This is a genomic window from Nonomuraea terrae (genome assembly GCF_044465245.1).
Classification (GTDB): domain Bacteria; phylum Actinomycetota; class Actinomycetes; order Streptosporangiales; family Streptosporangiaceae; genus Nonomuraea; species Nonomuraea terrae.
Genome location: NZ_JBITLL010000002.1, coordinates 389710 through 412172 on the forward strand (window position 1 = coordinate 389710; position 22463 = coordinate 412172).

Genomic DNA, 22463 nt, shown 5'->3' on the forward strand with positions numbered 1-22463 from the left:
ACAGAGGCCCTTTACAAAGTAGATTTCTCAAGGCCGAGAACGGCCGCCGTCATCGCCCTCGCCCGCGCCGGCACCACCAGCAGGTCCGTCGAATCCGACGACTGATCGACGCACCCCACCAGCGGCAGCCCCTGCACCACCGGATCCCGCACCGCAGCCATCAGCGCCTCGGCGAACCGGTCCCCGCCGATCACCCGGAACGGCCGATCGTGGAACCCGCGCACCTCCTCGTCCAGCCGCGCGGCCAGCCCCATCCGGTTCTGCAGCGCCGCCAGCCGCGCGTACGCCGCCGACAGCCCCGCCTCACGCTCCCGCCACGAACGCGCCGCCACCGCCGCCATCAGCGCCTCCCGCAGCTCCGCCGCCCCCGGCAGCCGCGCCAGCGCGCTGCCCAGCCATTTCCCGTACGGCGGGTAACGCCGCCGCAGCAGCAGCGCCAGACGCATCACCTCCCGCGCCAGCCGCGCCCCCACCACGGCCGAGCCCAGCTCGTCGCCCACCTCCGCGCACCGGCCGGGGAACGGCTCCTCCTGCGCGATCCGCCGCCACTGACAGGCCAGCACGTACCGCCACACGTCATCCGGATACCAGCGCACCGCCGCCCTGGCCGACTCCAGGCCCGCACCCGGCAGGCCGTCGTGGAACACCTCACCCCGCGTCACCTCGGCCAGCCGCTGCCACGGCGCCGACAGCCAGTCCAGCAGCGACACCCCGGCCCGCGGGTCGAACCCCAGCTCGCCCACCAGCCACGACCCCAGATCCGTCACCGTGACACCCGGCCGGGTGCGTTCGCGGTACTCGAAGACGGTCGGCAGACCCCGGAACCGTTCCGGCAGCCCGGCCACGACCTTCGCCTCGACCTCCGCGACCCGCTCGGGCGCCACGAACACCAGCACGCGCGGACCCCAGTCGTGGTCGGTGGAGCGGGCGGTGTCGAACGCCAGCACCTCCGACCCCGGCCCGACCAGCGCCGCGCTGTGCTCCACACCCGACACCAGCGGCGCCACCACCTCACCGTAGAAGGCCCTGGACAGGTCGATACCTGGGACGAAATCGGACATCACGCGGACAACTCTGCACCAGGGCCGCCGGAACCTCACCCGATTTAACGCGGGGCGCGGCCCAGCGGCTCAGCGGGCGTCGAAGACCGTCCGCGAGTCCAGCCAACGCCCTGGTCACCGGCGGCGTCGACACGCCGCTGACGCGGGCCGACACCGGAGGAGTCCCTGCGCGCCGCCGCGGCGCTGCACCCGGCCGGACGGATCGCCCCGGCCGGACCAGGTCGCGGCGTTCGCGGCGTTCCTGCTGAGCGACGAAGCCGCATTCATCACCGGCGCGGCGCTCGCGATCGCCTGAGGACAGCAGCGGCGCTCGCGATGACTTCAGGAATTCCGGCCGACGTGGGCGGCCATCACCGGGCGCCGGCGGTAGCCGATCCGCTCGTACACCGCGAGGGCCGCGGCGTTGTCGTCGTCCACCATCAGCGCCGCCCGCCCGTGCGCGGCCACCAGCTGAGCCGACACCCACCGGCACACCCGCTCGGCCAGCCCCCGGCCGCGGAACGACGCCCGCGTCGCCACCCCCGCCAGCAGCCCGACCGTCGGCGCCGACCACGCGTCCGCCGCCACCGCGGCCAGCACCCCGCCCTCGCGCAGCCCCGCCCACCGGCGCACACCCGGCGCCCCCGGCACCGCGTACGACTCCGGTGCGTCCCGCGCCAGCAGCGCGCTCACCTCCGCGTCCGCGTCCGCCAGCCAGCCCACGCCGGCGACCGGATCGCCGCCGTACGCGGGCAGGCTCATCCACGAGAACCTTCCGCTCTCCTGCACGTCGTCGAGCTTGGCCGTCACCTCACGCATCAGCTCCAGCTCCCCGAACGGCCTGAACCGCGGCCCCAGCTCGGCCAGCGCGTGCCGTACCAGGCCGACCGCGGACGACGCGTCACCCCACACCGCCAGCCGGTCACGCCGCGACACCTCCCGGCTGCCGGCCACCACCGCCTCGCCCAGCGCCCAGGCCCGCGCGCCGCCGCTCAGGCCCTGCGCCGTCCACATCACCAGGTCGTCGTCCCCGCACGCCGCCCGCAGCTCCGCCTCCTGGCGCAGCTCACGGATCACAGAATCGCCCCCGGCCGGTACGCCGCCGCCTCGGGGAAGGCCGCCACGACGTCCTCCACCTGGCGCACCACCTCCCGCACCTGGTCGGCCGCCGCCCCGGTGAACGACACCCGGTCGGCCAGCAGCGCCTCCAGCCGCCCGCGGTCCAGCGGGAAGCGGGCGTCGCCCGCCAGCAGGTCCAGCAGCGCGTTGGCCGCGCCGCGCGAGCGCATCGCCAGGGCCGCAGCCACCGCGTGCTCCTTGATCAGCTCGTGCGCCTGCTCGCGCCCCACCCCGGCCCGCACCGCCGCCATCAGCATCTTCGTCGTCGCCAGGAACGGCAGGTAGCGGTCGAGCTCGGCGGCGATCACCGCCGGGAAGGCGCCGAACTCGTCCAGCACCGTCAGCATCGTCTCCACCAGCCCGTCGAAGGCGAAGAACGCATCCGGCAACGCCACCCGGCGCACCACCGAGCACGACACGTCACCCTCGTTCCACTGGTCGCCGGCCAGCTCACCCACCATGGAGGCGTAGCCGCGCAGCACCACGGCCAGGCCGTTGACGCGCTCGCAGGAGCGGGTGTTCATCTTGTGCGGCATCGCCGACGAACCGACCTGCCCCTCCTTGAACCCCTCGGTGACCAGCTCGTGCCCGGCCATCAGCCGGATCGTCTTGGCCAGCGACGACGGCGCCGCCGCCAGCTGCACCAGCGCCGTGACCACCTCGAAGTCCAGCGAACGCGGGTAGACCTGCCCGACGCTGGTGAAGCGGTGCTCGAACCCCAGGTGGGCGGCCACCCGTCCCTCCAGCTCGGCCAGCTTGCCGCGATCGCCGCCGAGCAGGTCGAGCATGTCCTGGGCGGTGCCGACCGGGCCCTTGACGCCGCGCAACGGATAGCGGGCGATGAGCTCCTCCAGCCGCCGGTGGGCCACCAGCAGCTCGTCGGCCGCCGTGGCGAACCGCTTGCCCAGCGTCGTGGCCTGCGCCGCCACGTTGTGGGAACGCCCGGCCATGACGGTGGCCTCGTGCTCGGCGGCCAGGCGGGCCAGTCGGGCCAGCAGCGCCACCACCCGGTCGCGCACCAGCAGCAGGCTGTCGCGCACCTGCAGCTGCTCGACGTTCTCCGTCAGGTCGCGCGAGGTCATGCCCTTGTGCACCTGCTCATGCCCGGCCAGGGCGTTGAACTCCTCGATCCGCGCCTTGACGTCGTGGCGGGTGACCCGCTCACGGGCGGCGATGGAGTCGAGGTCGACCTGCTCGACGACCTTCTCGTAGTCGGCGACGGCGCCCTCGGGCACCGCGATCCCCAGCTCGGCCTGCGCCTTCAGCACCGCCAGCCACAGCCGCCGCTCCGCGACGATCTTGTATTCGGGCGACCACAGGCGGGCCAGCTCCGGCGAGGCGTAGCGGGCGGCCAGGACATCGGGGATACGCGGCTTGGAAGTCACGTCCGACAAGTGTAGGCACCCGGCGCCGCGTGTCCGGACGCGACCCGCTTGGCCTTTCCTTGACTCAACCCGATATATCGCGCTCTGGCGGGGTAGACGAAGGACTCCCACGAAACGCAATGAGGAGTGCGATATGGGCTTGAGTTACCGCAAGTCGCTCAAGTTCGGCCCGTTCCGGCTGAACCTCTCCCGCGGCGGTGTGGGTCACAGCTGGGGCAACCGGCTGTTCCGGGTGACCCGTACGGCGGACGGCCGCCGTACGCTCTCGGTCAACCTGCCCGGAGGCTTCCACTGGCGCAAGACCGTCGGCCGCCGCTGACCGACCCCATGGGGATACGACATTCACCGTCGTATCCCCATTTTTTGCCATATGCCTAGCCGTTCATGGAAAAAGCCCGGGAAGGGACGACACCATGGACAAGGTACGGCTGGGCCGCACCGAACTCCAGGTAAGCCCCATCTGCTACGGCACCTGGCAGTTCGGCGGCGACTGGGGCAAAGTCGATGAGTCCGCGGCCATCGACGCCATCCGTCACGCCCGCGACCGCGGCGTCACCTTCTTCGACACCGCCCAGGGCTACGGCTTCGGCATCGCCGAACGCATCCTCGGCCGCGCACTCGACGGCGACCGCGACAACGTCGTCATCGCCACCAAAGGCGGCCTGCGCATGGACGGCGACGACCTCGTCCGCGACTCCAGCCCCGCCTGGCTGCGCCAAGGCGTCGAAGCCAGTCTGGAAGCCCTCGGCACCGACCACATCGACCTCTACCAGGTGCACTGGCCCGACCCGGGCACCCGGCTCGCCGACAGCGCCCAAGCCCTGCGGGACCTGGTCACCGAAGGACTGATCCGGCACGTCGGCGTCTCCAACTTCGACACCGACCACCTGCGCGCCTTCCCCGGCGTGGAGACCCTCCAGCCTCCCTACCACCTGTTCCACCGCGACATCGAAGCCGACGTGCTGCCGTACGCGGCCGAGCACGACCTCGGCGTGCTCGCCTACGGACCCCTCGCACACGGCCTGCTCGGCGGCGGCTTCGACGAGCACACCACCTTCCCCGACGACGACTGGCGCTCCCAGAGCCCCGACTTCACCGGCCCCGGCTTCCTGCGCAACCTCGAGATCGTCGCCGAACTCCGCCGCTACGCCGAACGCCTCGGCGCCACCGTCGGCCAGCTCGCGATCGCGTGGGTGCTCGCCCACCCGGACGTGCACGTCGCCATCGTCGGTGCACGCAACCCCCGTCACCTCGACGAGAGCCTCACCGCCGCCGACCTCACCCTCGGCCAGGACGACCTCGCCGAGATCAACCGCATCATGTCCGGCGCCGCCCCCATCTCCGGCCCCACCCCCGAAGGCATGTGAGCTGTCAGACGGCCATCCTGAGCAACCGGCCGACGTGCCGCCATCTGGGGTCGCGCAGCGGATGTCGCTCTCCACGGCAATGCCTTCGAGGGCGGCGTCCATGTCGGCGGCGAATCGCTCCGCGGGGTGGTGACGGCGGCCCGTGATCATGTCTCGGCTGCGGCCGTAGGGGTTAATGGCCGCCCCGGCGATGGCGCACAGCACGAGACCTCTGGGGATCCGGGTTCGTCGTCTGACGATCTTGTTGGTCGGTCTGGTCAGCGTGGACCAAGGGGGTCGCCAGTCCACCGCCTTTACATTGTAGATTTCCTAACGCCGGCCCCTTGCCGGCCAGGGCCGTGAAGCCCATCGCGTCGCGCCGTGAGGTCCGCCGAAATGTCTGCCGCCGGCTCCCAGAAGGTTGCCGTTCTCGCCAGGAACGCCGCCGGCGCCGCGTCGTCCAGGGCGGAGCCGGTGGCCAGGTCCGGACGGCGGTGACGACCGCCTCGGCGCCGTCGCAGAGCTCGGCGACGCCTGGGCGCGATCGGTGGTGAACCTGATCTGCTGCGCCGGGACGCCGACCGCGCGGATGGCGCTGACCTGGCGGGCCCGCCTGCTCAGCGACGAACTCGAACACCCCGCCAGCGGAATGAGCCGACCCAGAACCGTGATCCGGCGTCGATCGCGCCGCAATCTCGTCGATCGACGCATCGCGCCTCAGCGATCGCAGAAAGGCCGGGAGAGCGCGAGATCGGCGTCCACTCGGCGCAACCCGTCGAAACCCCAGGTGTTGACGCCCTCCAGGTCGACCTCGTTGTAGACGCGAACCGCAAGGTCGCGCAGCGAGCGGGCGAGCCGGGCGTACTCCAGGTGGGTGGGGTCGAGTCGCTCCGCGCTGTAGGCGCGCAGGAAGCGCACAGGGTCGGGCCCGCACAAGGCGGCGAACACATCGTGCTCGCGCGGCGCCAGCATCGCGTGACCCCAGTCGAGCAGCGCCGCGATGCGACCGTCGCGGTCAACGAGCACGTTGTGAGGGAACAGGTCGTGGTGGCACACGACGTGGGGCACGTCGATCGCGCGTGCCCGTTCGATCACCGCTTCGAGCCGGTCGACGTTGGCCATGACCTCGTCGCGGCGGTCGACGATCCACGGGTGGTCGTGACGGTCGCGCAGCGCCTCGATGCACCACTCGTCCATATCGGTGCGGGGCAGGACGAGGTCGGGGATCTCGTGCACGGCGCGCATCGCCCGCGCGATCGCGTCAGCGTCGTTCCACGTTCCCTGGCGGCCGTCGACGAACGGGAACAGCGCGTAGCGCCGGCCTTGGTGCTCGGAGGTGTACGAGCCGTCAAGTGCTCGCTCCGCCGCAGGAACGGGGACGCCCCGGGCTGCCAACTCAGCGGTCAGCGCCAGACCGGCGTCGCTGTCGGCCTGCTGACGCCAAAGTTTCACGAACCAGCGCCCGTCGGTGAACGCATCCGCTTCGAACCCGCCCGGATGCGGCCGCAGCTCGCCCACCTCGACACCGAAGGCGTCGCGGACCTGGGTCGTCGTCGGCGGTCGTGCTTCGCTCCACATCGACCCAGGACGTTACCGCTGCCGAGGGCAGCCGGTCGACGTCTTTTCGCGAGCATCGGCTCGACGTGGCCGACCCGCCGGTGTTGAAGGCCCGCCCCCCGCGCGCGCCTCGACGTGTGGATCCAGGTCCTCATCCACCACACCGACTCGTCGACCGCCACCGCCCGCGGGGCTCTCCTGAGAGGAGGTGGGGTCTGGGCCAGGTCGCGATAGGTGGGCATGCCCAGATCGACGGCGGCGTTGCGGCGGGCGATGAGTCCGTCGACCTGGCTTCGGCGGCGGCGAGGCTGACGTGGAGCCCTTCGGCTTCGCCGGTCCGGCCGTCGCGTTGGGCTGCGGTGATGCGGGCGAGCGGGTTGTCGCGGATCTCCTGGAGCCGAAGCTGCCGGACCGGGTCGATGCGCCAGAGTGGGCACCGAATACAGGATTCTCTGAACTATAGGGCTGTTCGTCCCAAAGCCTCCGATCTGCGGCTTTCTGCAACCGAATCGGTGATGCCTGAGGAATCACAGCGAGATGCTCCGGAGAGCGAGAGCCGCTCCGCCTGCCGCCTCAGTACTGTGACTTCGCATGACCGACACCGAGCTTGAGATCACCTCAGACCTGGTCCGCGACCTGCTGCAGGAGCAACATCCAGACCTTGCGGGGCTGGCCATCCGCGAGGTGGCGGGCGGCTGGGGCAACCAAATGTGGCGCCTCGGGGACGAGCTGGCCGTGCGCATGCAGCGCATGGACCCCACTCCGGAGCTCCAGCTCAAGGAGCGGCGGTGGCTGCCTGTGCTGGCCCCGCGCCTGCCGCTCCCGGTGCCGACCCCGGTGCGGTTCGGCGAACCGTCCGAGCGCTTCCCCAGGCACTGGACCGTGATGACGTGGGTTCCCGGCGAGCCGCTGGACCACGGCTCGATCAGCCGCGGCGCCCACGCGGCCGACACGCTGGCGGCCTTCCTCAGGGCGCTCCATGTGGAGGCGCCCGCCGAGGCCCCGGCCAGTTCGGACCTCGGTGCTCACCCCAAGAGGTGCACGGGCGGCTTCGAGCAGTTCTTGCAGGCCATTGACCCCGACGCCGTCGGCGATGTCCGCGCCGTCCGGGCCGTCTGGGCCGATGCCGTCGCGGCCCCCGAGTGGGAGGGTCCGCCGGTGTGGGTGCACGGTGACCTCCATCCGGCGAATGTCGTCGTCTCGGACGGGACGCTCTCGGGCGTGATCGATTTCGGTGCCTTGTCCGCCGGCGATCCGGCGTGGGACCTCGGCGCCGCGTGGGTGCTGCTCCCCGAGGGCACCGCCGCACGGTTCTTCGACGCGTACGCGCACGCGGACGAGGCGGCGATCAGGCGCGCCCGCGGGCTGGCCGCCATGAAGAGCCTCTTCCTGATGCTCATGGGGCAGAACGGAGATCGGGGCCTCCCCGGCGGCAAGCCGCACTGGGGACCTGCAGGCCGGGCGGCACTTGATCGTGTCCTGAAGGGGGCCTCGCCGTAGGGCTGGACGTGCTGCCGAAACAGGGGGTCCGCCTGCGGCGGTCGGCGGGCTTGAGCAGCTGGGCCCACTCCAGATCGGCCAGCGCGTATGCGCAGACACGACACGCTCATCTCCAGCTCCTCACGCCGGTTGGTGGCCGACGAAGATGACGCTGTCGGCGCCATCGGATGCCTCCACCACGTTGAGCCCTTCCTGAATCTCCCGCTGGAGCCCGCGCAGGCGGAGATGCCGCGCGACGAAGACGGTCTTTTGCGCCCGGCCGACCTCCAGCATGGCCTGGTAGGTCGGGTGAGATGCGGACTCGGTGAAGCGGCGCAGGATCGCCTCGGTGGAGGCGGTGCTCTGCATGATGGCGATGGCGGATGTGATCATCTGTCGTAGTTCGCAACGCAGACCAATCGCGGTCCCACATACGGCGGCGCATACTTCCAGCGAGTCCTCCGCCGGCGTACGCGCGGATGCGAACGCCGGGCGGTGGCCACGTGACCTGGAGCCCCCACCGCTCCCCCGGTGACCTGGCGATTCTCCGCCCCCTCGTTCCCCCTGTTCCAAGATCGTTCCTCTCTGTAGGGTGTAATGCGCCGATGGCCATCGACACCCCCGACGACCCCCGAGGTGAGGCATGCGCCAGATCCGGACGGAGATCCACATCTCCGCTACTCCCGAGCAGGTATGGGCGATCCTGGTGAACTTCACGGCATATCCGGAGTGGAACCCCCTCACCCCCGGGCTGCGCGGCGAACCGGTGGCCGGAAGCCGCCTGACCCTGCCCACCACCTTCATCCCCGGCAGCTCCGTCACCGTGCCGATGCGCGCGACCGTCGAGGAGGTGACCCCGCCACGGCGGCTGGCCTGGCGCAGCAACGTGATCGCGCCGGGCATCGCCAGCTCCCTGCACGCTTTCGAGCTGACCCCCGACGCAGGCGGCACCCACGTACTCCACCGGGAAACCGTCACCGGAGTGATGGCCCCTGTGGTGTGGCCCATGGTGAGCAGGTTCGCGCCCCAGTTCGACCAGCTGAACCGGAAACTCAAGGAACGCGCCGAAGCCCTCGCCGCCCACTAGGCCGGCAGGTCACCGCCTCGTACGGCGTCGCTCGTGGGCGGCCGCCAGCAGGAGGTACGCGCCGGCCGTCCAGGTGTAGGCACGATCGCGCAAGCCCTGACCGGTGCGGGCGTCGAAGTTCTCGGCGAATCCCGACTTCTCGCACAGGGCGCGGAAGCGGGCGCTGATCTCGTCGGCCAGGTCCGGATATCCGGCACGGCGCAACCCGTCCTCGATCAGAACGGTCGAAGGCGCCCAGATGGGACCGCGCCAGTAGCCGTCGTCCTCGTAGTGCGGCGAGTCGGGCAGCTCGGTGGCAGGCCCGAACGCGGTCAGGTGCCGCTCGATCCGGGCGGCCAGCGCCGCGCGGACGGGGTGCGGCAGCTCCTCCCCCAGCACGATCGGCATGAGGTCGAGCAGGCTGGAGCTGGACCAGGTACGCCCCGACAGCGCGCCGCGGGCGATGAAGCGTTCGCCGTCCCACAGTTCGCGGAGGAGCGCGTCACGCATCCGGTCGGCCTGCGCGTTCCACCGGGCGCAGGCGTCCGCGTCGGTGGCCAGGCGGGCGAGTTCGCGCATCTGGAGGACGAGGAAGGCGGCCAGGTCGGCGGTCTCGACGACGCGCTCGGAGTCGAAGGTGGTGGCGTTGTCCCAGCCGCTGTCGTTGCCGTGCTGGTAGTGCGGCAGTTCGCGGCCGGGGACGCGGCGGGCGGTCAGCCAGAAGGCGGTCCAGCGTTCCAGTCGCCGGTAGACGTCGTCCGGCACGGGTGGCGGAGGAAGGTGACGCAGGGCCCACCCATGGATGGGCGGTTTGACGAAGTTGTAGAGGATCTCGGAGTGGGTGATGGAGTCGGGCAGGGCGCCGGCCGCGTCCTGGTGGTCGAAGGGGAGGTGGTACTGGTCCCATGCCAGGCCGGGCAGGCCGGCGGCGACGGCGATGGCGTTGAAGCAGTGGTCCCAGCTCCAGACCTTGTCCATCCAATGCTTCGACATCAGCACCGCGGGTCTGGTGACGAAGCCGGCTGGGCGCACGGTGGCCGACCACAGCACGTAGGCGGCCAGTTCGGCGGCGGGTGTGCGGTCGCTGCGCCAGGGCGCGACCGCCGCGGCGAAGGCGTCGAACTCCGCCCGCGCGGCCTTGACCACCTCGTCGAAGGACCTCGTCGCGGTGTAGGGGGCGCGGGCGGTCTCGTACTCCTCGATGGCGACCTCCCACGCGCCGCTCAGGCCGACCCCCCGCTCGGCGGCGCCGAGCACCTGGGCGCCCAGCGGCTCGGCCTGCCCGCGAAGGACGGTGATCCGGTAGCGGCGGCCGGTCTGGTAGACGGTGAAGACGTACGAGCCGTCGACGGGGTCCTGGTAGAAGTACGGGCCACTGAACGGTGTCAGGACCGGGTCGGCGGCCAGCAGGTGGAGGCCGAGGCCACGCCCGCGCACGCGTACCGTGTCGACGTTCTCGTAGGCGAGGTCGATCCGGCCCTCGCCGTGGTTCCAGGTGAGTCGCTGCGGAGCGGCCGTGATCGCGGCGGCGGTCGCGGGGATCAGCTTCAGGATCGGGTGCATTCCGCTCTGGTGGGAGACCAGGTGCACGTCCTGGGCGTAGGTCTTCTCGGCCACCACGGGCGAGAAGCCGAACCAGGACCCGTGGTAGCTGAACGGGATCTCCCACGGGGAGAACACCGGGCCTGGGGCGGCGACGGTCATCAAGCAGAGGTCCCTTCTCGGACGTCGAAGGCGCCCACGGTGAGGCGGCGACAGCTGACGCCTCCTCCGGTCATCGTGTACGTGCAGGCGCTGAGCGTGTTGACTGCGGTCGCGGCGATGGTGACCGAGCTGCCGGGCGTGGGCGTCACTCTCCCGGAACGCTTCCTTCGAGGGGCACTGCTCTGTGCTCTGGTGACACGGGAAGGAAGATCCGCATGCCCGACGGGCCGCGCCGCGCCCACTCGTGGTACGGCCGCAGGAGCACGTCGAACCACTCCCCGCCCTCGGCGGGATCGGCCGGCCCGGCCGGATACGGCCACGACGGCTCGGCGAGGGGCAGTGTCCGGCCACGGACCAGGGCGCCATCGGGAACCGCCTGGGGAACGGACCGGGGGTCGACGACCAGGGAGTCGAAGCCGCCGGGATCGGGCAGGTCGCGGGACTCCACGCACAGCACCTCGGGCCCACGCTCCACCGCCACGCATCCGCGCACGGCGTCGATGCGCGGATCGGGCCAGGTGAAGCGCGGCTCGACCGGCAGGTGGAGGACGATCTCGTCGCCGGCGCGAAAGGCACGCCGCACCCGCGCCAGACCGGGTTCGACCGGGCGGGTCCGCCCGCTGTCGGTCAGCGTGGCCCCGGCGGCCCAGGCGGGGACGCGCAGGGCGAGCGTCCAGGGCGCGGGCGCGTCGGCCACGATCCGCACGCGGACGGCACCGCTCGCCGGATAGGCGGTCTCGACGTCCACGGCCGCCGGCCGGCCGCCCGGCAGCTCGGCGCGGATCTCGCAGGGGGCGTACTGGTGGATCTGCAGGCCCTCGTCGTCGGTGGTGGCGAGGTAGCCGTGCAGGCTGGCGAGCGTGCGGGCGACGTTCGTGGGGCAGCAGGAGACGTCGAACCAGGCGGCCCGCACGCCGGCCTCCGCCCGCGGGCTCACCTCGTCCGGTCCGGCGGGCCTGCCGGGAACCCGCTGGTGGAGGGGGTTGGCGTAGAAGAACGCCCGGCCGTCGGCGCTCGGAGAGGTCGCCATGACGTTGTAGAGCGTGCGCTCGATGAGGTCGGTGTAGCGGACGTCGCCGGTGGCCAGGTGCAGCCGCCAGGAGACCATGATCGAGGCGACCCCGGCGCAGGTCTCGCAGTAGGCCCGGTCCGGGGGCAGCTCCCAGTCCTCGCCGAATCCCTCGTCCTGGTGGCGCGAGCCCATGCCGCCCGTGAGGTAGGTGCGGCGGGCGACCGAGCGTTCCCACTGCCGTTCCACGGCACGCAGCAGCTCGTCGTCGCCGCGTTCGACCGCGACGTCGACCGCGGCGGCGGCGAGGTAGAGCGCGCGCACGGCGTGGCCGCGCCACACCGGGGCTTCGCGGACCGGGACGTCGTCCTGGAAGTACGCGCGCCCCAGGGGGATGTCGCGCAGCGTTCCGTGGCCGCGGCGGTCGAGGAACAGGCGAGCCTGCTCGACGTACCGCTCCTCCGCCAGCGCGCGGCCGAACTCGGCCAGGCCGACCTCGATCTCCGGGTGCCCGCAGATCCCGGCCGGCCCGTCGGGACCGAACACGCGGCACACGTGGTCGGCGGCCCGTCGCGCGACGCGCACCAGGTCGTCCTCGCCGCGGGTGCGCAGCCGGGCCACGGCGGCCTGGAGCAGGTGGCCGGTGTTGTAGAGCTCGTGGCCCATCTCCAGGTCGCTGTAGCGCGGCGGCTGCCCGGCGTGCCCGAAGCAGGTGTTGAGGTATCCGTCCGGGTCCTGGGCTCGGGCGACGCGGGCGGTGAGCCGCTTGATCGCCGCCTCCGCCTCCGGGTCGCCGCTCCTCGCGCTCTCCCAGGCCAGGGCCTCCAGCAGCTTGTAGACCTCCGAGTCGGAGAACGACCAGCCGGGACGGTCGGGCCCGGTGGTCCCGTCGGCGACCCGGTCGAAGTTGGCCAGCCAGCCGAGGCGCTCCATCCACGACTCGCAGTGGGCGAGCGTCGCCGTGGCGTTCACGGCCTGGCGGCTCCCCCAGAACCCGCCGGTGAGCGAGACCTGCGCGAGCCCGAGGGGGCGTGCCCGGCCGTGGGACGGGAGCACGGGGCTGGTCATATGGCGAAGACCCTTTCTGTCAGTCCTTGACGGCGCCCGCGGTGACCCCTGCGGCGATGTAGCGCTGCGCGAGGACGAGCAGGAAGGCCGCGGGCAGTGACGCGACCACGGCGGTCGCCATGATCGAGTTCCATTGCGTGGTGTTGTTGCCGATGTAGCGGAAGATGCCGAGCGTGATCGGGATGACGTCGCTGTTGCGGTTGAGGGTCGAGGCGAAGATGAAGTCCGACCACGCCCACAGGAAGGCGAAGAGCGAGACCGTGATCACGGAGTTACGGCTGAGCGGGAGCACGATCGACCGGAACGTCCGCCAGGTGCTCGCCCCGTCGATCTGCGCCGCGGCCATGACCTCCCCGGGGATGCCCGCCATGAACGCCCGGAACAGCAGCACCGCGAACGGCACGGCCAGCGTCGAGTCGGCCACGATCAGGCCCGCGACCGTGTTGAGCAGCCCGAGCCTGATGTAGATCGCGTAGAAGCCCATGGCCATGACGACGGCGGGGATCATCTGCGCGACCAGCAGCAGGAAGTCGATCGCCCGTGCCCCGTGCGGGCGCAGCCTGGCCAGGGCGAACCCGGCCGGCAGCGACACGACGAGCGTGAGCGCGACGGTGCCCAGGCCGATGAAGAGGCTGGTGGCCAGGGCGGGCAGCTGCTGGCCGAGCGCGGCGGCGTAGCCCTCGAACGTCGGGTCCCAGGGGAACCAGTGTGGCGGGTCGGCCCGCATGTCGCTCGTCTTGGTGAGCGAGACGTTGACCATCCAGTAGACGGGGAAGAGCATCACGCCCACCAGGACGACGCCCACCGCGGTCTTCCACGCTCTCATCCGGTCTCCTCCCTTCTCTGCAGGCGCACGTGGGCGAGCCCGGCGACGAAGGCGATGAGGATGAGCAGGTTGCCGACGGCCGCCGCCGGGGAGAAGTCGGGCTGGCCGGTGCCGAACGCCTCGCGGTACGACCAGATGGCCAGCGTCGTCGAGGCGTCCGCCGGGCCACCCCTGGTCATGATCCAGATGATGTCGACGACCTTGAGCGTGTAGATCAGCCCGAGCAGCAGCGTGATCAACGACACCGGCCGCAGCAGCGGGAGCGTGATGCGCCGGAAGCGCTGCCAGGCGCCGGCCCCGTCCAGACCGGCGGCCTCGTACAGCTCGGCGGGGATGTTCTGCAGCCCGGCGTACAGGATGACCAGGTTGAACGGGACGCCGAGCCAGATGTTGGCGATGGTGACGGCCAGCAGCGAGGTGTCCGGCGACGTCAGCCAGTTGATCTGGCCGATGCCGAACGCCTGGAGCGCCGCGTTGACGATGCCGTTCTCGCTGTTGAGCATCCACGACCAGGTGGACGCCGACACGATCAGCGGCAGCAGCCACGGCACGAGGAACATCGCCCGCAGCGTCGCCGCGAGGCGGAAGTGGCGGTGGAAGAAGACCGCGAGGGCCAGCCCGATGGCGTACTGCGCGGCAATGGACGCCAGTGTGAACACGGCCGTGCTGCGCAGCGCCCGCACGAAGGTGCCGTCGGCGAGGATGTCCCGGTAGTTCTCCACGCCGGTGAACTCCGGATCGCCCTGCACGAAGGCGCGCGGCGTGTAGTCGTGCACGCTGAGCTCGATGTTGCGATACAGCGGATAGGCGTAGAAGACGAGCAGGTAGACGATGAGCGGGGCGAGGAAGGCGACGGCCGTCCACCGCCGGGCCCGGTTGCGCGGGGCAGCCGGGCCCGGCTCTCGTCTCACCGCGACCGGCTCGGTGCGAAGCGAGGTCATGGGATCAGTCGCCGGTCGCCTGCTTCGCCTGTGCCTGCGCCTGCTTGAGCGCGTCGGCGGGGCTCGCCGCGCCGCTCAGCGCCTTCTGCACCGCGGTCCACAGCGCCTCGGAGATCGGCGGGTAGTCGGTGCCGAGGTTGTCGCTGGTGCGTCCCTTGGCCGAGCGCACCGCGTCCACCCAGGGCTGAAGGGAGGGCTCCTTGGCGAGGATCTGCTCCTGCCCTTCGGCGGTGGACGGGATGTAGTAGGCGAACGTGGTGCCGGTCTCCACGAGCCCCTCGGGCGTCGTCATGCACTCGAGGATCTTCTTGGTGGCGGCGTACCGGGCGGTGTCCTGCTGCACCGGGACGGTGATGAACTCGCCGCCCGTGGGTGTGGCGGCGGCGCCGCCGTCCTTGCCGGGGATCTGGACGACGCCGGTGGGGAAGTCCGCCTGCGCGGCGCTGTTGATCTGCCAGGTGCCGTTCTCGGCGAAGGCGAACTCGCCGGTCAGGAACTCCTCCCAGGTGGTGTTCTGGGAGTTGCTGATGACCGAGTTGGGGGCGATGCCGCTCTTGACCCACTCGGTCCACAGCGTCAGCGCCTCGACGGCCTGGGGTGAGTCGAGCTGGGTGAGCTGCGCGCCGGCGCCCCAGAACCACGGCAGGAACTGGAACGAGCCCTCCTCGGTGCCGATGCCCGCGAAGGTGATCGGCTTGGCGCCCGCGGCCTTCACCTTCTCCAGGGCCGCGCCGAGCGAGGCCCAGTCCTTGATCGACGCCGGGTCGACGCCGGCCTCGTCCAGGATCTTCTTGTTGTAGTAGAGGGCGAGGGTGTTCGCGCCGATGGGGATGCCGTACGTCTTGCCGTCCAGCTCGCCGGCGGCGACGAGGTTCTCGTCGAACCTGGAGGTGTCGAGGCCGAAGTCGGCCATCGGGGCCAGCATCCCGGCGTCCGCCAGCGTCGAGACGGCCGGGTTGTCGAGGAGGATGACGTCCGGCGCGTTGCCCTCCTGTCCCGCGAGCAGGGCCTGGTTCGTCAGCGCGGTCGTGTCGTACGCGGTGCGTTCGATGGTGACGCCGGCCTGTCGCCCGCACGAGTCGACCCGCTTGGCCCACGCGGAGGACGCGTCGTGCTGCGGGTACGGGTCCCACCAGGTGTACGCGCCGCCGGCGGAGGCCGTGCCGGCGCCGGACGCGCCCTGGGGGGCCGACGCGCAGGCGGTGAGGGCGGACAGCGCCAGGACGGCGGTTCCGAAGACCGCCGCCCTCGTGAACACCGACGGACGGTTCACGATTCCTCCAAAGTTAACGCTCACATCGGGAGCGTGCCGGAAGTGTGGGGGTCAGGAGCTGGAGCTAGCGGGAGTGCGGTCCCGGGGGCGCCGTGCTCTCCCGGGAGACCAGTACGGGCGAGATGAAGCGCACCACGAACGGCTCCGCTCTGGCCTGCGCGGACTCCACGCGGCGCACGAGCTGGCGCACCGCCATGGAACCGAGGCGGTCGGGCGCGCTTTCGATGAACGAATACGGCAGGGAGAAGGTGGCGGCGAAGTCGGCGGAGTAGCGGCCGATGACCGACAGGTCTTCGGGCACCCGCAGCCCTCGTTCGTAGGTGAGCGAGGGCAGCGCCGCCGCGACCGCCTCGTTGTTGATCAGCAGGCCCGTCGCCGCCGGGTAGGCGTCGAGCAGACCGCTGAGCAGGCGTCCCACGGCGGGTTGCCGGGACTCGCCGTAGACGGCGTGCAGCGTGACGCCGAGCTGACGGGCACGTTCGAGCGCCGCGTCGCGCAGCCGCCACACGTAGGCGCCGCCCCGCTCGACCACGTGCTCCGGGTGGGAGATCAGGATGAGCTCACGATGGCCGAGCCGGTGGAGGTGGTCCACCATCACCCGCCCGGCCTCCTCGAAGTCGAGGTCGAACACGTCGAGCCCGGAGCAGTCGCCGGGCAGCCCGACCAGGGCGCCCGGCTGCGGCGCGGCGCGCAGGACGGGCAGCCGGGCGTCGTCCTGGGCGACGTTCATGAGCACGACGCCGTCGACCATGCGGGAGTCGGTGACCCGCCGCAGCGCCCGCACCCCGTCGGCCTCCGTGACCAGCAGCGTGTCGTAGCCGAGGTCGCGGGCGGTGTTGGTGACGCCCAGGATGTACTGCATCATCGCGGGCGCGAACTCGTCCTCGTGGAACTGGGCGAGCAGACCGAGGACCTTGGTCTGAGCGGTGGCGAGCGCACGGGCGCCGGCGTTCGGCGTGTACGCGAGCGCCTCGGCGGCGGCCAGCACGCGCCGGCGCACCTCCTCCGAGATGGGCCGCTTGCCCGACAGCGCGTAGGACGCCGTGCTGCGGCTCACCCCGGCCTCCCGGGCCACGTCCCCGATCGTCGCCACACTCACCTCCCGATCATCGAACCGGTTCGACGATTGCGTTGCCATGCTCCCTCGCATCGTTGCCCCGACGTCAGCTTCTCCCCCGGACCGAGCAGGCTCCTCTCAACGCGGAGGCATGCTTCGATCGCCGGAACGAGCGAACCGGTTCAACGATGTGGCTCGACTGTTGCTCCGCCCGGCACCGGCGGTCAAGAGGGAGCGCAACCGGCGATATCGAATCGTGACATGCCGGAAACGCGGAGAGTCGGCCCATTGACGCGCCCAGCGCGGCTACGTAACCTACGCGAAACCCTCGGTTGCGTTGCCACATCGCTCCCTCAGCCTTGTTAGCGCTCACACCAAGGGACATCGCCATGGCATTCCCGAGCATCACCAGGGCCCTGTGCGCCGGCCTCGTACCGGCGGCCGTAGCCCTCTCGTTAACCACCGGGGTCGCCGCCGCGGCCGCCGCGCCCGATCCCGTGCTCGTCTACGAGTTCGACGCCGACGACGTCACGACCGGCTCCATCACCGACTCCTCAGGCAACGGCCTGCACGGCGAGCTGGTCAACGCCGCCACGGCGGCGCTGGTGGACGGCGCGGCGGGCGGCCACGCGCTGAGCCTGCCCGGAGGCGCCCCGACCTCCGGCGGCGCCTACGTCAGGCTGCCGCTGGCCGCCGTCAAGGACAAGACCGACCTGACCGTGTCCGCGCGGGTGAAGTGGGACGGCACCACGGCCCCGTGGCAGTGGATCTACGCACTGGGCAAGGACAACACCCGCTACCTGTTCAGCACGCCGTACAACGGCGACGGCCTGCTGCGCACGGCGGTCACCACCTCGGGCGGCGGCGCCGAGGCCCAGGTCACCGGCTACGCGCCGCTCCCCGCGAACACCTGGAAGACGCTGACCGTCACCCTCGACACGACCGCCCGGCGCATCACGACCTACCTCGACGGGGCGGCCGTCGCCTCCACCCCCACGACGATCACGGCCGCACAGCTGATCGACGCCTCCACGACGTCCGCCGGGTTCATCGGCCGCTCGTTCTACCCCGACCCGCTGTTCGACGGCGCGATCGACGACTTCCGCGTCTACGCCGCGGCGCTGACCGCCGAGCAGGTGGCCGAGGTGACCGGCGGCACGCCCCCGGCACCGACCGGCCTGAGCCGGGACACCTTCGACGTGCGCACGACCATCGGCACCGCGCCCGCCCTGCCGCCCGCGGTCCGCGCCACCTACTCCGACGGCTACGACCGCGACCTGCCCGTGGCCTGGTCGCCCGTGGACCCGGAGAGGTACGCCACCGCCGGGACGTTCGCCGTCACCGGCACCGCCGCCGGCCGCCCGGTCACCGCCCAGGTCACGGTGGTCCGCGAGGGCCAGGTCGTCATCGACCTGGCCAAGGACACCGGCGCCTTCCACGGCGGCGCGTCCGGCACCCTCTACGGCCTCTACGGCCCGGGGGTGCCGACGAACAACCTCATCGAGGGCATGAAGCTGCGCACGGTGTCGACCAAGGCCCAGGACGGACCGCAGCACCCCGGCGCGGACGCTCTGGAGGTCGTCAAGCCGCTGGCCGACAGCACCGACGGCGACGTGTACATCTACATGACCGACATCCACCGCGGCTTCCCGTACCAGTGGCCGGGAAGCACGCCGCAGGAGAAGCTCGACCTGTACCAGCAGAAGATCGCCAAGCAGGTGGACCAGGTCCTGCAGCTCGACCCGAAATATCGCGACAACATCGTGTTCGTGCCTTTCAATGAGCCCGAGGGCAACATGTTCGGCACCGGCGAGTGGAGCTACAACCGCGTCAGCTGGCTCAACGACCCGCGCGACTACTTCAAGGCGTGGGACGAGGTCTACGCCCTCATCAAGGGCAGGATGCCGGACGCCCGCATCGCCGGCCCCAACACCAGCGTGCTGTACTCCCAGGTCGAGGGCTACCTCGAGCACGTGGTCGAGGCGGACACCGTGCCCGACGTGATGACCTGGCACGAGCTCAGCCATCCCGAGCAGGTGCGTACGAGCGTGAAGCGCTACCGCGAGATGGAGGCCGACGTCTTCGCCGGCACGCGGTACGCGGGCACGCAACTGCCGATCAACGTCAACGAGTACGCCTTCAACTACCACACCTCCGTGCCCGGCCAGATGATCCAGTGGGTGTCGGCCATCGAGGAGTCGAAGGTGGACGCCGACATCGCGTACTGGAACATCGACGGCAACCTGTCGGACTCCGCCGTGCAGGCCAACCGGGGCAACGGCCAGTGGTGGCTGCTGCACGCCTACGGCCAGATGTCCGGCCACACCGTCCAGGTCACGCCGCCGTACCCGGGCCAGAACTACACCCTCCAGGCGGTCGCGACTCTCGATCCCGCCAAGAAGCAGGCCCGCGCCATCTTCGGCGGCGCGAGCGGCGCCGGGCACATCCGCTTCGAGAACGTCCCGTCGAACGTCCTCGGCCCCAAGGTGCACGCCTGGATCCGCGAGATCCCGTGGACGGGGCAGATCGGCGACTCACCCCAGCCGGAGATCATCGCCGAGCGCGACGTCACCGTCGAGAACGGCGCCGTGGTCTTCGACTTCGGCGCCGCCGACCTGCCCAGACTGGAGGAATCGTCGGCGTACGAGATCGTCCTGTCCCCCGCCGGGACGGGCACCGTGACGGCGCCCGCGCCGCAACTGTGGGAGCGGTCGTACGAGGCGGAGGACGCGAAGTACACCGGCGGCGGCTACAGCCGCAACGGACCTGAGGGCTCGCCCTCGGACGTGTCGAAGTTCTACACCTCCGGCCGCTACGACGTCGGAGGGCTGCGCACCGGCTCCGACGGCGTGCTCGACTTCACCGTCGAGGTGCCGAAGACCGGCCGCTACGACCTGAGCGTCTTCGCCAACTCCCTCAACACCTTCGACGCGGTACGCGAGCAGGGCCCGACCAACGTCTTCGTCCGCGTGGACGGGGCCGCGGAGCAGGAGCTGTTCCTGCCCCTCGGCTACAAGTGGGTGGTGTGGGACCACGCCGACACCACCGTGGAGCTCACGGCCGGCAGGCACGTCATCTCCCTGGCCGCGCGCAGCCTCGACGGCGGCAAGGCCACCAAGGGCGACGCGATCGTCGACCGCATCCGCCTGTCGCTGCCGAACCCGGCGGCGGCGACCTCGACGTACGAGGGCGAACTGGCCGAACTGCGCGGAGCCCGGGCTGCGTACGACGTCAAGGGCGCCGGGGTCGCCGGCTCGGGCGCCGCGGCCGTCGCCCGGGGCAAGTCCGTGACGTTCTGGGTCTACTCGGCCGACGACGCAGCCGCCGAGCTGGACCTCAAGCTGTTCGGCCCGGGCAAGGCGAAGATGACCGTCAACGGCCTGGAGGTGCTGGACGATGCCCGGCGCGGCGCCGCCACCGCGACGGTGTCCCTGTCCGGCGGAATCAACAAGGTCACGGTCACCGGCCGTTCCGCCACGACGCTCGTCGACCGCCTCGACGTGCGCCCCGCCCCCGACGCGCTGCCGGCCACCGTCTACGAGGCGGAGTCGGCCCGGCTCGCGGGCACGGCGAAGGCCGCTCCGCTGTCCCTGGCGAGCGGCCAGGCCGCGGTCACCGGGGTCGGCGGCACGCCGGGCAACGACAACACGCTGACCTTCACCGTGCGGGCGGACGCCCCCGGCAGCTACGCGATGCGGGTCCGCTACTCCAACCCCGAGCAGTCGCCCGCCACGCACTACAACCCCGACCCGCTGGCCCGGCACGCCGACATCTCGGTGAACGGCGCCGCCCCGCAGCGGGTGCTGTTCCCCCACACCTTCCACGAGAACAACTTCTGGGAGCTCACCGTCCCGGTGAAGCTGAAGAAGGGAGACAACACGGTCCGGTTCTCCAGCGAGGAACTGCCGAACTTCGACGGCGAGACGTACGCGTCGCAGACGTTCCCGGGAGTGCTCCTGCGCTCCCAGTACGCCCCGGTGATCGACAAGATCACGGTGGCGCGCCACAACCGCTGAAGCCGAGTGCCCGGCGGGGAGGAGACCCCGCCGGGCACCGGCGGTCACGCCGGCCGGCCCGCCAGGTTCTGCTTGCCGGGCTCGGCCGGCTTGTCGCACTCACTGCTGCTGGACGCGTCTTCGCCCAGGCGCGGGCCCGCCGGGACGCCCTCTCCCCCGAAGACGCCCACATGCCGGGCGGCCCCTCCGTCGAGGAACTCGCGGCGCTCATCCACGAGCAGCTCTCTTCGGCTGCTGCCGAGGTTTCGGCTGCTTGAGTGGGTGGTCGACAACATGCCCACGCCTTGACAATGTAGATCAGCTTCCGGGTCCTTCTCCCGACGCGCTCCGGCCGGAGCGCGTTCGCGCGCCAGCGTCCGGGGATCGATCGGCTCCTCATGAGACGGCGGCAGCCACACCTCTGTGACGGCGCCGGCGATGATCGCGGCGCGTTCGTCCAGTAGCTCCCACCGCCGGCAGGCCTCGCGCCCCGCCGGCCGAGGGCTCGACCTCGTGCTGTCGGGACACGCCGTGGTCCAGCCGGGCGTAGGAGGGCGAGAGACCGCCTATGTCGCGGTGCCGCCGCCGCTAAGGTGATCAAGCTCGGGGCTGGAACGATCAACGTCAGTGGAGGAAGTTGTGCGTCCGCATCGTCTCGCCGCGCTGCCCGCGGCCGCGTTACTCGCCTCGGCGGGGCTCATCACCGCGCCGCAGGCGGCCAACGCCACCCCTTCGACAATCACCGTCCAAACCGTCGCACCCGATTCGCTCGATCCCGTGATTGCCGCCGTCAAGCGCCAGTTCGCCAAGAAAAGCGGCGTGCGGTTCACCGCCAAGTCGGTGGAGAGAACGGTCGGCATCGTCGGGACCGAAACCTCCTCCGGCGCGTACCGCTTCTCGGCTTCGGGAGTGTACGCCTCCGACGTCACAGATCTCGATGAGGACGGCTGGCGTTTCCGCGTGCGCACGGTGGGACGCGTCAGCTACTCCCAGGACAACAAGTACGACATCCTCCCCAAGGGCAAGTGGCGCTTGCAGGGGAATGCGCCCAACTATCGGTGGAAAGACGATCTGGTCGACGGGATCAACCCAGGCTTCCTGGCGCTGGCGGACTCCCACGATCACAGCGTTTCTGACGGCGGAACCATCGAAGGCACGCCCTGCACCCTCTACCAGGGCACGGCGACAGTCCCCGGGCTCAGCACAACCCAGCCCGGCGTCAGATTCGACACCAAGGACGAGGGCTGGCTGGGAGGGACAATCTCGTGGCGTCTCTGGGCCGGCCCGGATCACCTGCCACGGCGCTTCCACGCCGTGATCACCTGGGATAACGCCCCAGACGAAAAAGACGTCAGCTTCGACTACATCAAGCGCAACAAGATCTACCGGCAGTGGGGATCCGACTTCACCATTACGCATCCGCCCAAGCAGACCGTAGTTCCCGACTGACGGCGGCGAGCTCCGGCCAGCGGCGGGCTCGGCGCCGCCCGCGGGCGAGCCCGGGCGGGTGAGGGCCGTCGAGTCATGCCGACAGCCGGTACGCGCCATCCCGCGTCGAGGAAGCGCCGTGCGGCGGCTGCGCCCACCAGGGGATGCGG

General features: G+C 71.0%; 18 protein-coding genes. 6 read left to right on the forward strand and 12 right to left on the reverse strand.

Annotation, left to right across the window (positions count from 1 at the left end):
* Nucleotides 1–11: 11 nt before the first annotated feature.
* The 3 genes from ACIBP6_RS08195 to purB form a co-directional block, all read right to left on the reverse strand.
* On the reverse strand, nucleotides 12–1061 hold the full coding sequence (locus ACIBP6_RS08195) for a DUF4037 domain-containing protein (RefSeq protein WP_397050006.1): 1050 nt from the start codon (nucleotides 1059–1061) through the stop codon (nucleotides 12–14).
* 321 nt (nucleotides 1062–1382) lie between these two features.
* A complete protein-coding gene (locus ACIBP6_RS08200; RefSeq protein ID WP_397050008.1) occupies nucleotides 1383–2117 on the reverse strand; it encodes a GNAT family N-acetyltransferase in 735 nt (244 codons plus the stop codon).
* Nucleotides 2114–3544, reverse strand: coding sequence for an adenylosuccinate lyase (gene purB / locus ACIBP6_RS08205; protein WP_397050009.1), 1431 nt, complete (start codon nucleotides 3542–3544; stop codon nucleotides 2114–2116). Before purB ends, ACIBP6_RS08200 begins: the two co-directional genes overlap by 4 nt.
* A 133-nt stretch (nucleotides 3545–3677) precedes the next feature.
* On the opposite strand from purB, the gene ACIBP6_RS08210 reads away from it, so the two are divergent.
* Nucleotides 3678–3863, forward strand: coding sequence for a DUF4236 domain-containing protein (locus ACIBP6_RS08210; RefSeq protein WP_111180310.1), 186 nt, complete (start codon nucleotides 3678–3680; stop codon nucleotides 3861–3863).
* A gap of 94 nt (nucleotides 3864–3957) precedes the next feature.
* On the forward strand, nucleotides 3958–4911 hold the full coding sequence (locus tag ACIBP6_RS08215; protein WP_397050011.1) for an aldo/keto reductase: 954 nt from the start codon (nucleotides 3958–3960) through the stop codon (nucleotides 4909–4911).
* A 696-nt stretch (nucleotides 4912–5607) separates the two neighbouring features.
* On the opposite strand, the gene ACIBP6_RS08220 is transcribed toward ACIBP6_RS08215, so the two are convergent.
* The gene (locus ACIBP6_RS08220; RefSeq protein WP_397050013.1) at nucleotides 5608–6468 is read right to left on the reverse strand and encodes a phosphotransferase enzyme family protein; all 861 of its coding nucleotides are present in this window, start codon (nucleotides 6466–6468) and stop codon (nucleotides 5608–5610) included.
* A 570-nt stretch (nucleotides 6469–7038) separates the two neighbouring features.
* Between ACIBP6_RS08220 and ACIBP6_RS08225 the strand changes: the two genes are divergently transcribed.
* A complete protein-coding gene (locus tag ACIBP6_RS08225) occupies nucleotides 7039–7947 on the forward strand; it encodes an aminoglycoside phosphotransferase family protein (RefSeq protein ID WP_397050014.1) in 909 nt (302 codons plus the stop codon).
* Between the two features lie 120 nt (nucleotides 7948–8067).
* Here ACIBP6_RS08225 and ACIBP6_RS08230 read toward each other — a convergent pair whose 3' ends face one another.
* Complete coding sequence (locus ACIBP6_RS08230; RefSeq protein ID WP_397050015.1) at nucleotides 8068–8319, reverse strand: Tn3 family transposase; 252 nt, start codon at nucleotides 8317–8319, stop codon at nucleotides 8068–8070.
* A gap of 250 nt (nucleotides 8320–8569) precedes the next feature.
* On the opposite strand from ACIBP6_RS08230, the gene ACIBP6_RS08235 reads away from it, so the two are divergent.
* Nucleotides 8570–9013, forward strand: a complete 444-nt coding sequence (locus tag ACIBP6_RS08235) for an SRPBCC family protein (RefSeq protein WP_397050016.1) — start codon at nucleotides 8570–8572, stop codon at nucleotides 9011–9013.
* Between the two features lie 9 nt (nucleotides 9014–9022).
* Here the strand turns inward: ACIBP6_RS08235 and ACIBP6_RS08240 are convergent, their stop codons facing one another.
* From ACIBP6_RS08240 to ACIBP6_RS08265, 6 genes are all read right to left on the reverse strand, one after another.
* Nucleotides 9023–10696, reverse strand: a complete 1674-nt coding sequence (locus ACIBP6_RS08240) for an amylo-alpha-1,6-glucosidase (RefSeq protein WP_397050017.1) — start codon at nucleotides 10694–10696, stop codon at nucleotides 9023–9025.
* A gap of 145 nt (nucleotides 10697–10841) precedes the next feature.
* A complete protein-coding gene (locus tag ACIBP6_RS08245) occupies nucleotides 10842–12773 on the reverse strand; it encodes a glycoside hydrolase family 127 protein (protein ID WP_397050018.1) in 1932 nt (643 codons plus the stop codon).
* A gap of 19 nt (nucleotides 12774–12792) precedes the next feature.
* Nucleotides 12793–13599: a carbohydrate ABC transporter permease gene (locus ACIBP6_RS08250; RefSeq protein ID WP_397050019.1), complete on the reverse strand. Its 807-nt coding sequence runs from the start codon at nucleotides 13597–13599 to the stop codon at nucleotides 12793–12795.
* Nucleotides 13596–14540: a carbohydrate ABC transporter permease gene (locus tag ACIBP6_RS08255; RefSeq protein WP_397050020.1), complete on the reverse strand. Its 945-nt coding sequence runs from the start codon at nucleotides 14538–14540 to the stop codon at nucleotides 13596–13598. The genes ACIBP6_RS08250 and ACIBP6_RS08255 overlap by 4 nt, the downstream gene beginning before the upstream one ends.
* Nucleotides 14541–14544: 4 nt before the next feature.
* Entirely contained in the window at nucleotides 14545–15813 is a 1269-nt protein-coding gene (locus ACIBP6_RS08260) for a sugar ABC transporter substrate-binding protein (protein ID WP_397050021.1), read from the reverse strand.
* A 64-nt stretch (nucleotides 15814–15877) separates the two neighbouring features.
* The gene (locus ACIBP6_RS08265) at nucleotides 15878–16906 is read right to left on the reverse strand and encodes a LacI family DNA-binding transcriptional regulator (RefSeq protein WP_397050023.1); all 1029 of its coding nucleotides are present in this window, start codon (nucleotides 16904–16906) and stop codon (nucleotides 15878–15880) included.
* 353 nt (nucleotides 16907–17259) lie between these two features.
* Between ACIBP6_RS08265 and ACIBP6_RS08270 the strand changes: the two genes are divergently transcribed.
* Nucleotides 17260–20886: a LamG-like jellyroll fold domain-containing protein gene (locus tag ACIBP6_RS08270; protein ID WP_397050025.1), complete on the forward strand. Its 3627-nt coding sequence runs from the start codon at nucleotides 17260–17262 to the stop codon at nucleotides 20884–20886.
* A 44-nt stretch (nucleotides 20887–20930) separates the two neighbouring features.
* Here ACIBP6_RS08270 and ACIBP6_RS08275 read toward each other — a convergent pair whose 3' ends face one another.
* Nucleotides 20931–21101 (reverse strand): hypothetical protein, encoded by a 171-nt coding sequence (locus tag ACIBP6_RS08275; protein WP_397050027.1) that lies wholly within the window; start codon nucleotides 21099–21101, stop codon nucleotides 20931–20933.
* Between the two features lie 391 nt (nucleotides 21102–21492).
* Between ACIBP6_RS08275 and ACIBP6_RS08280 the strand changes: the two genes are divergently transcribed.
* Complete coding sequence (locus ACIBP6_RS08280; RefSeq protein WP_397050029.1) at nucleotides 21493–22314, forward strand: hypothetical protein; 822 nt, start codon at nucleotides 21493–21495, stop codon at nucleotides 22312–22314.
* Nucleotides 22315–22463: the final 149 nt, after the last annotated feature.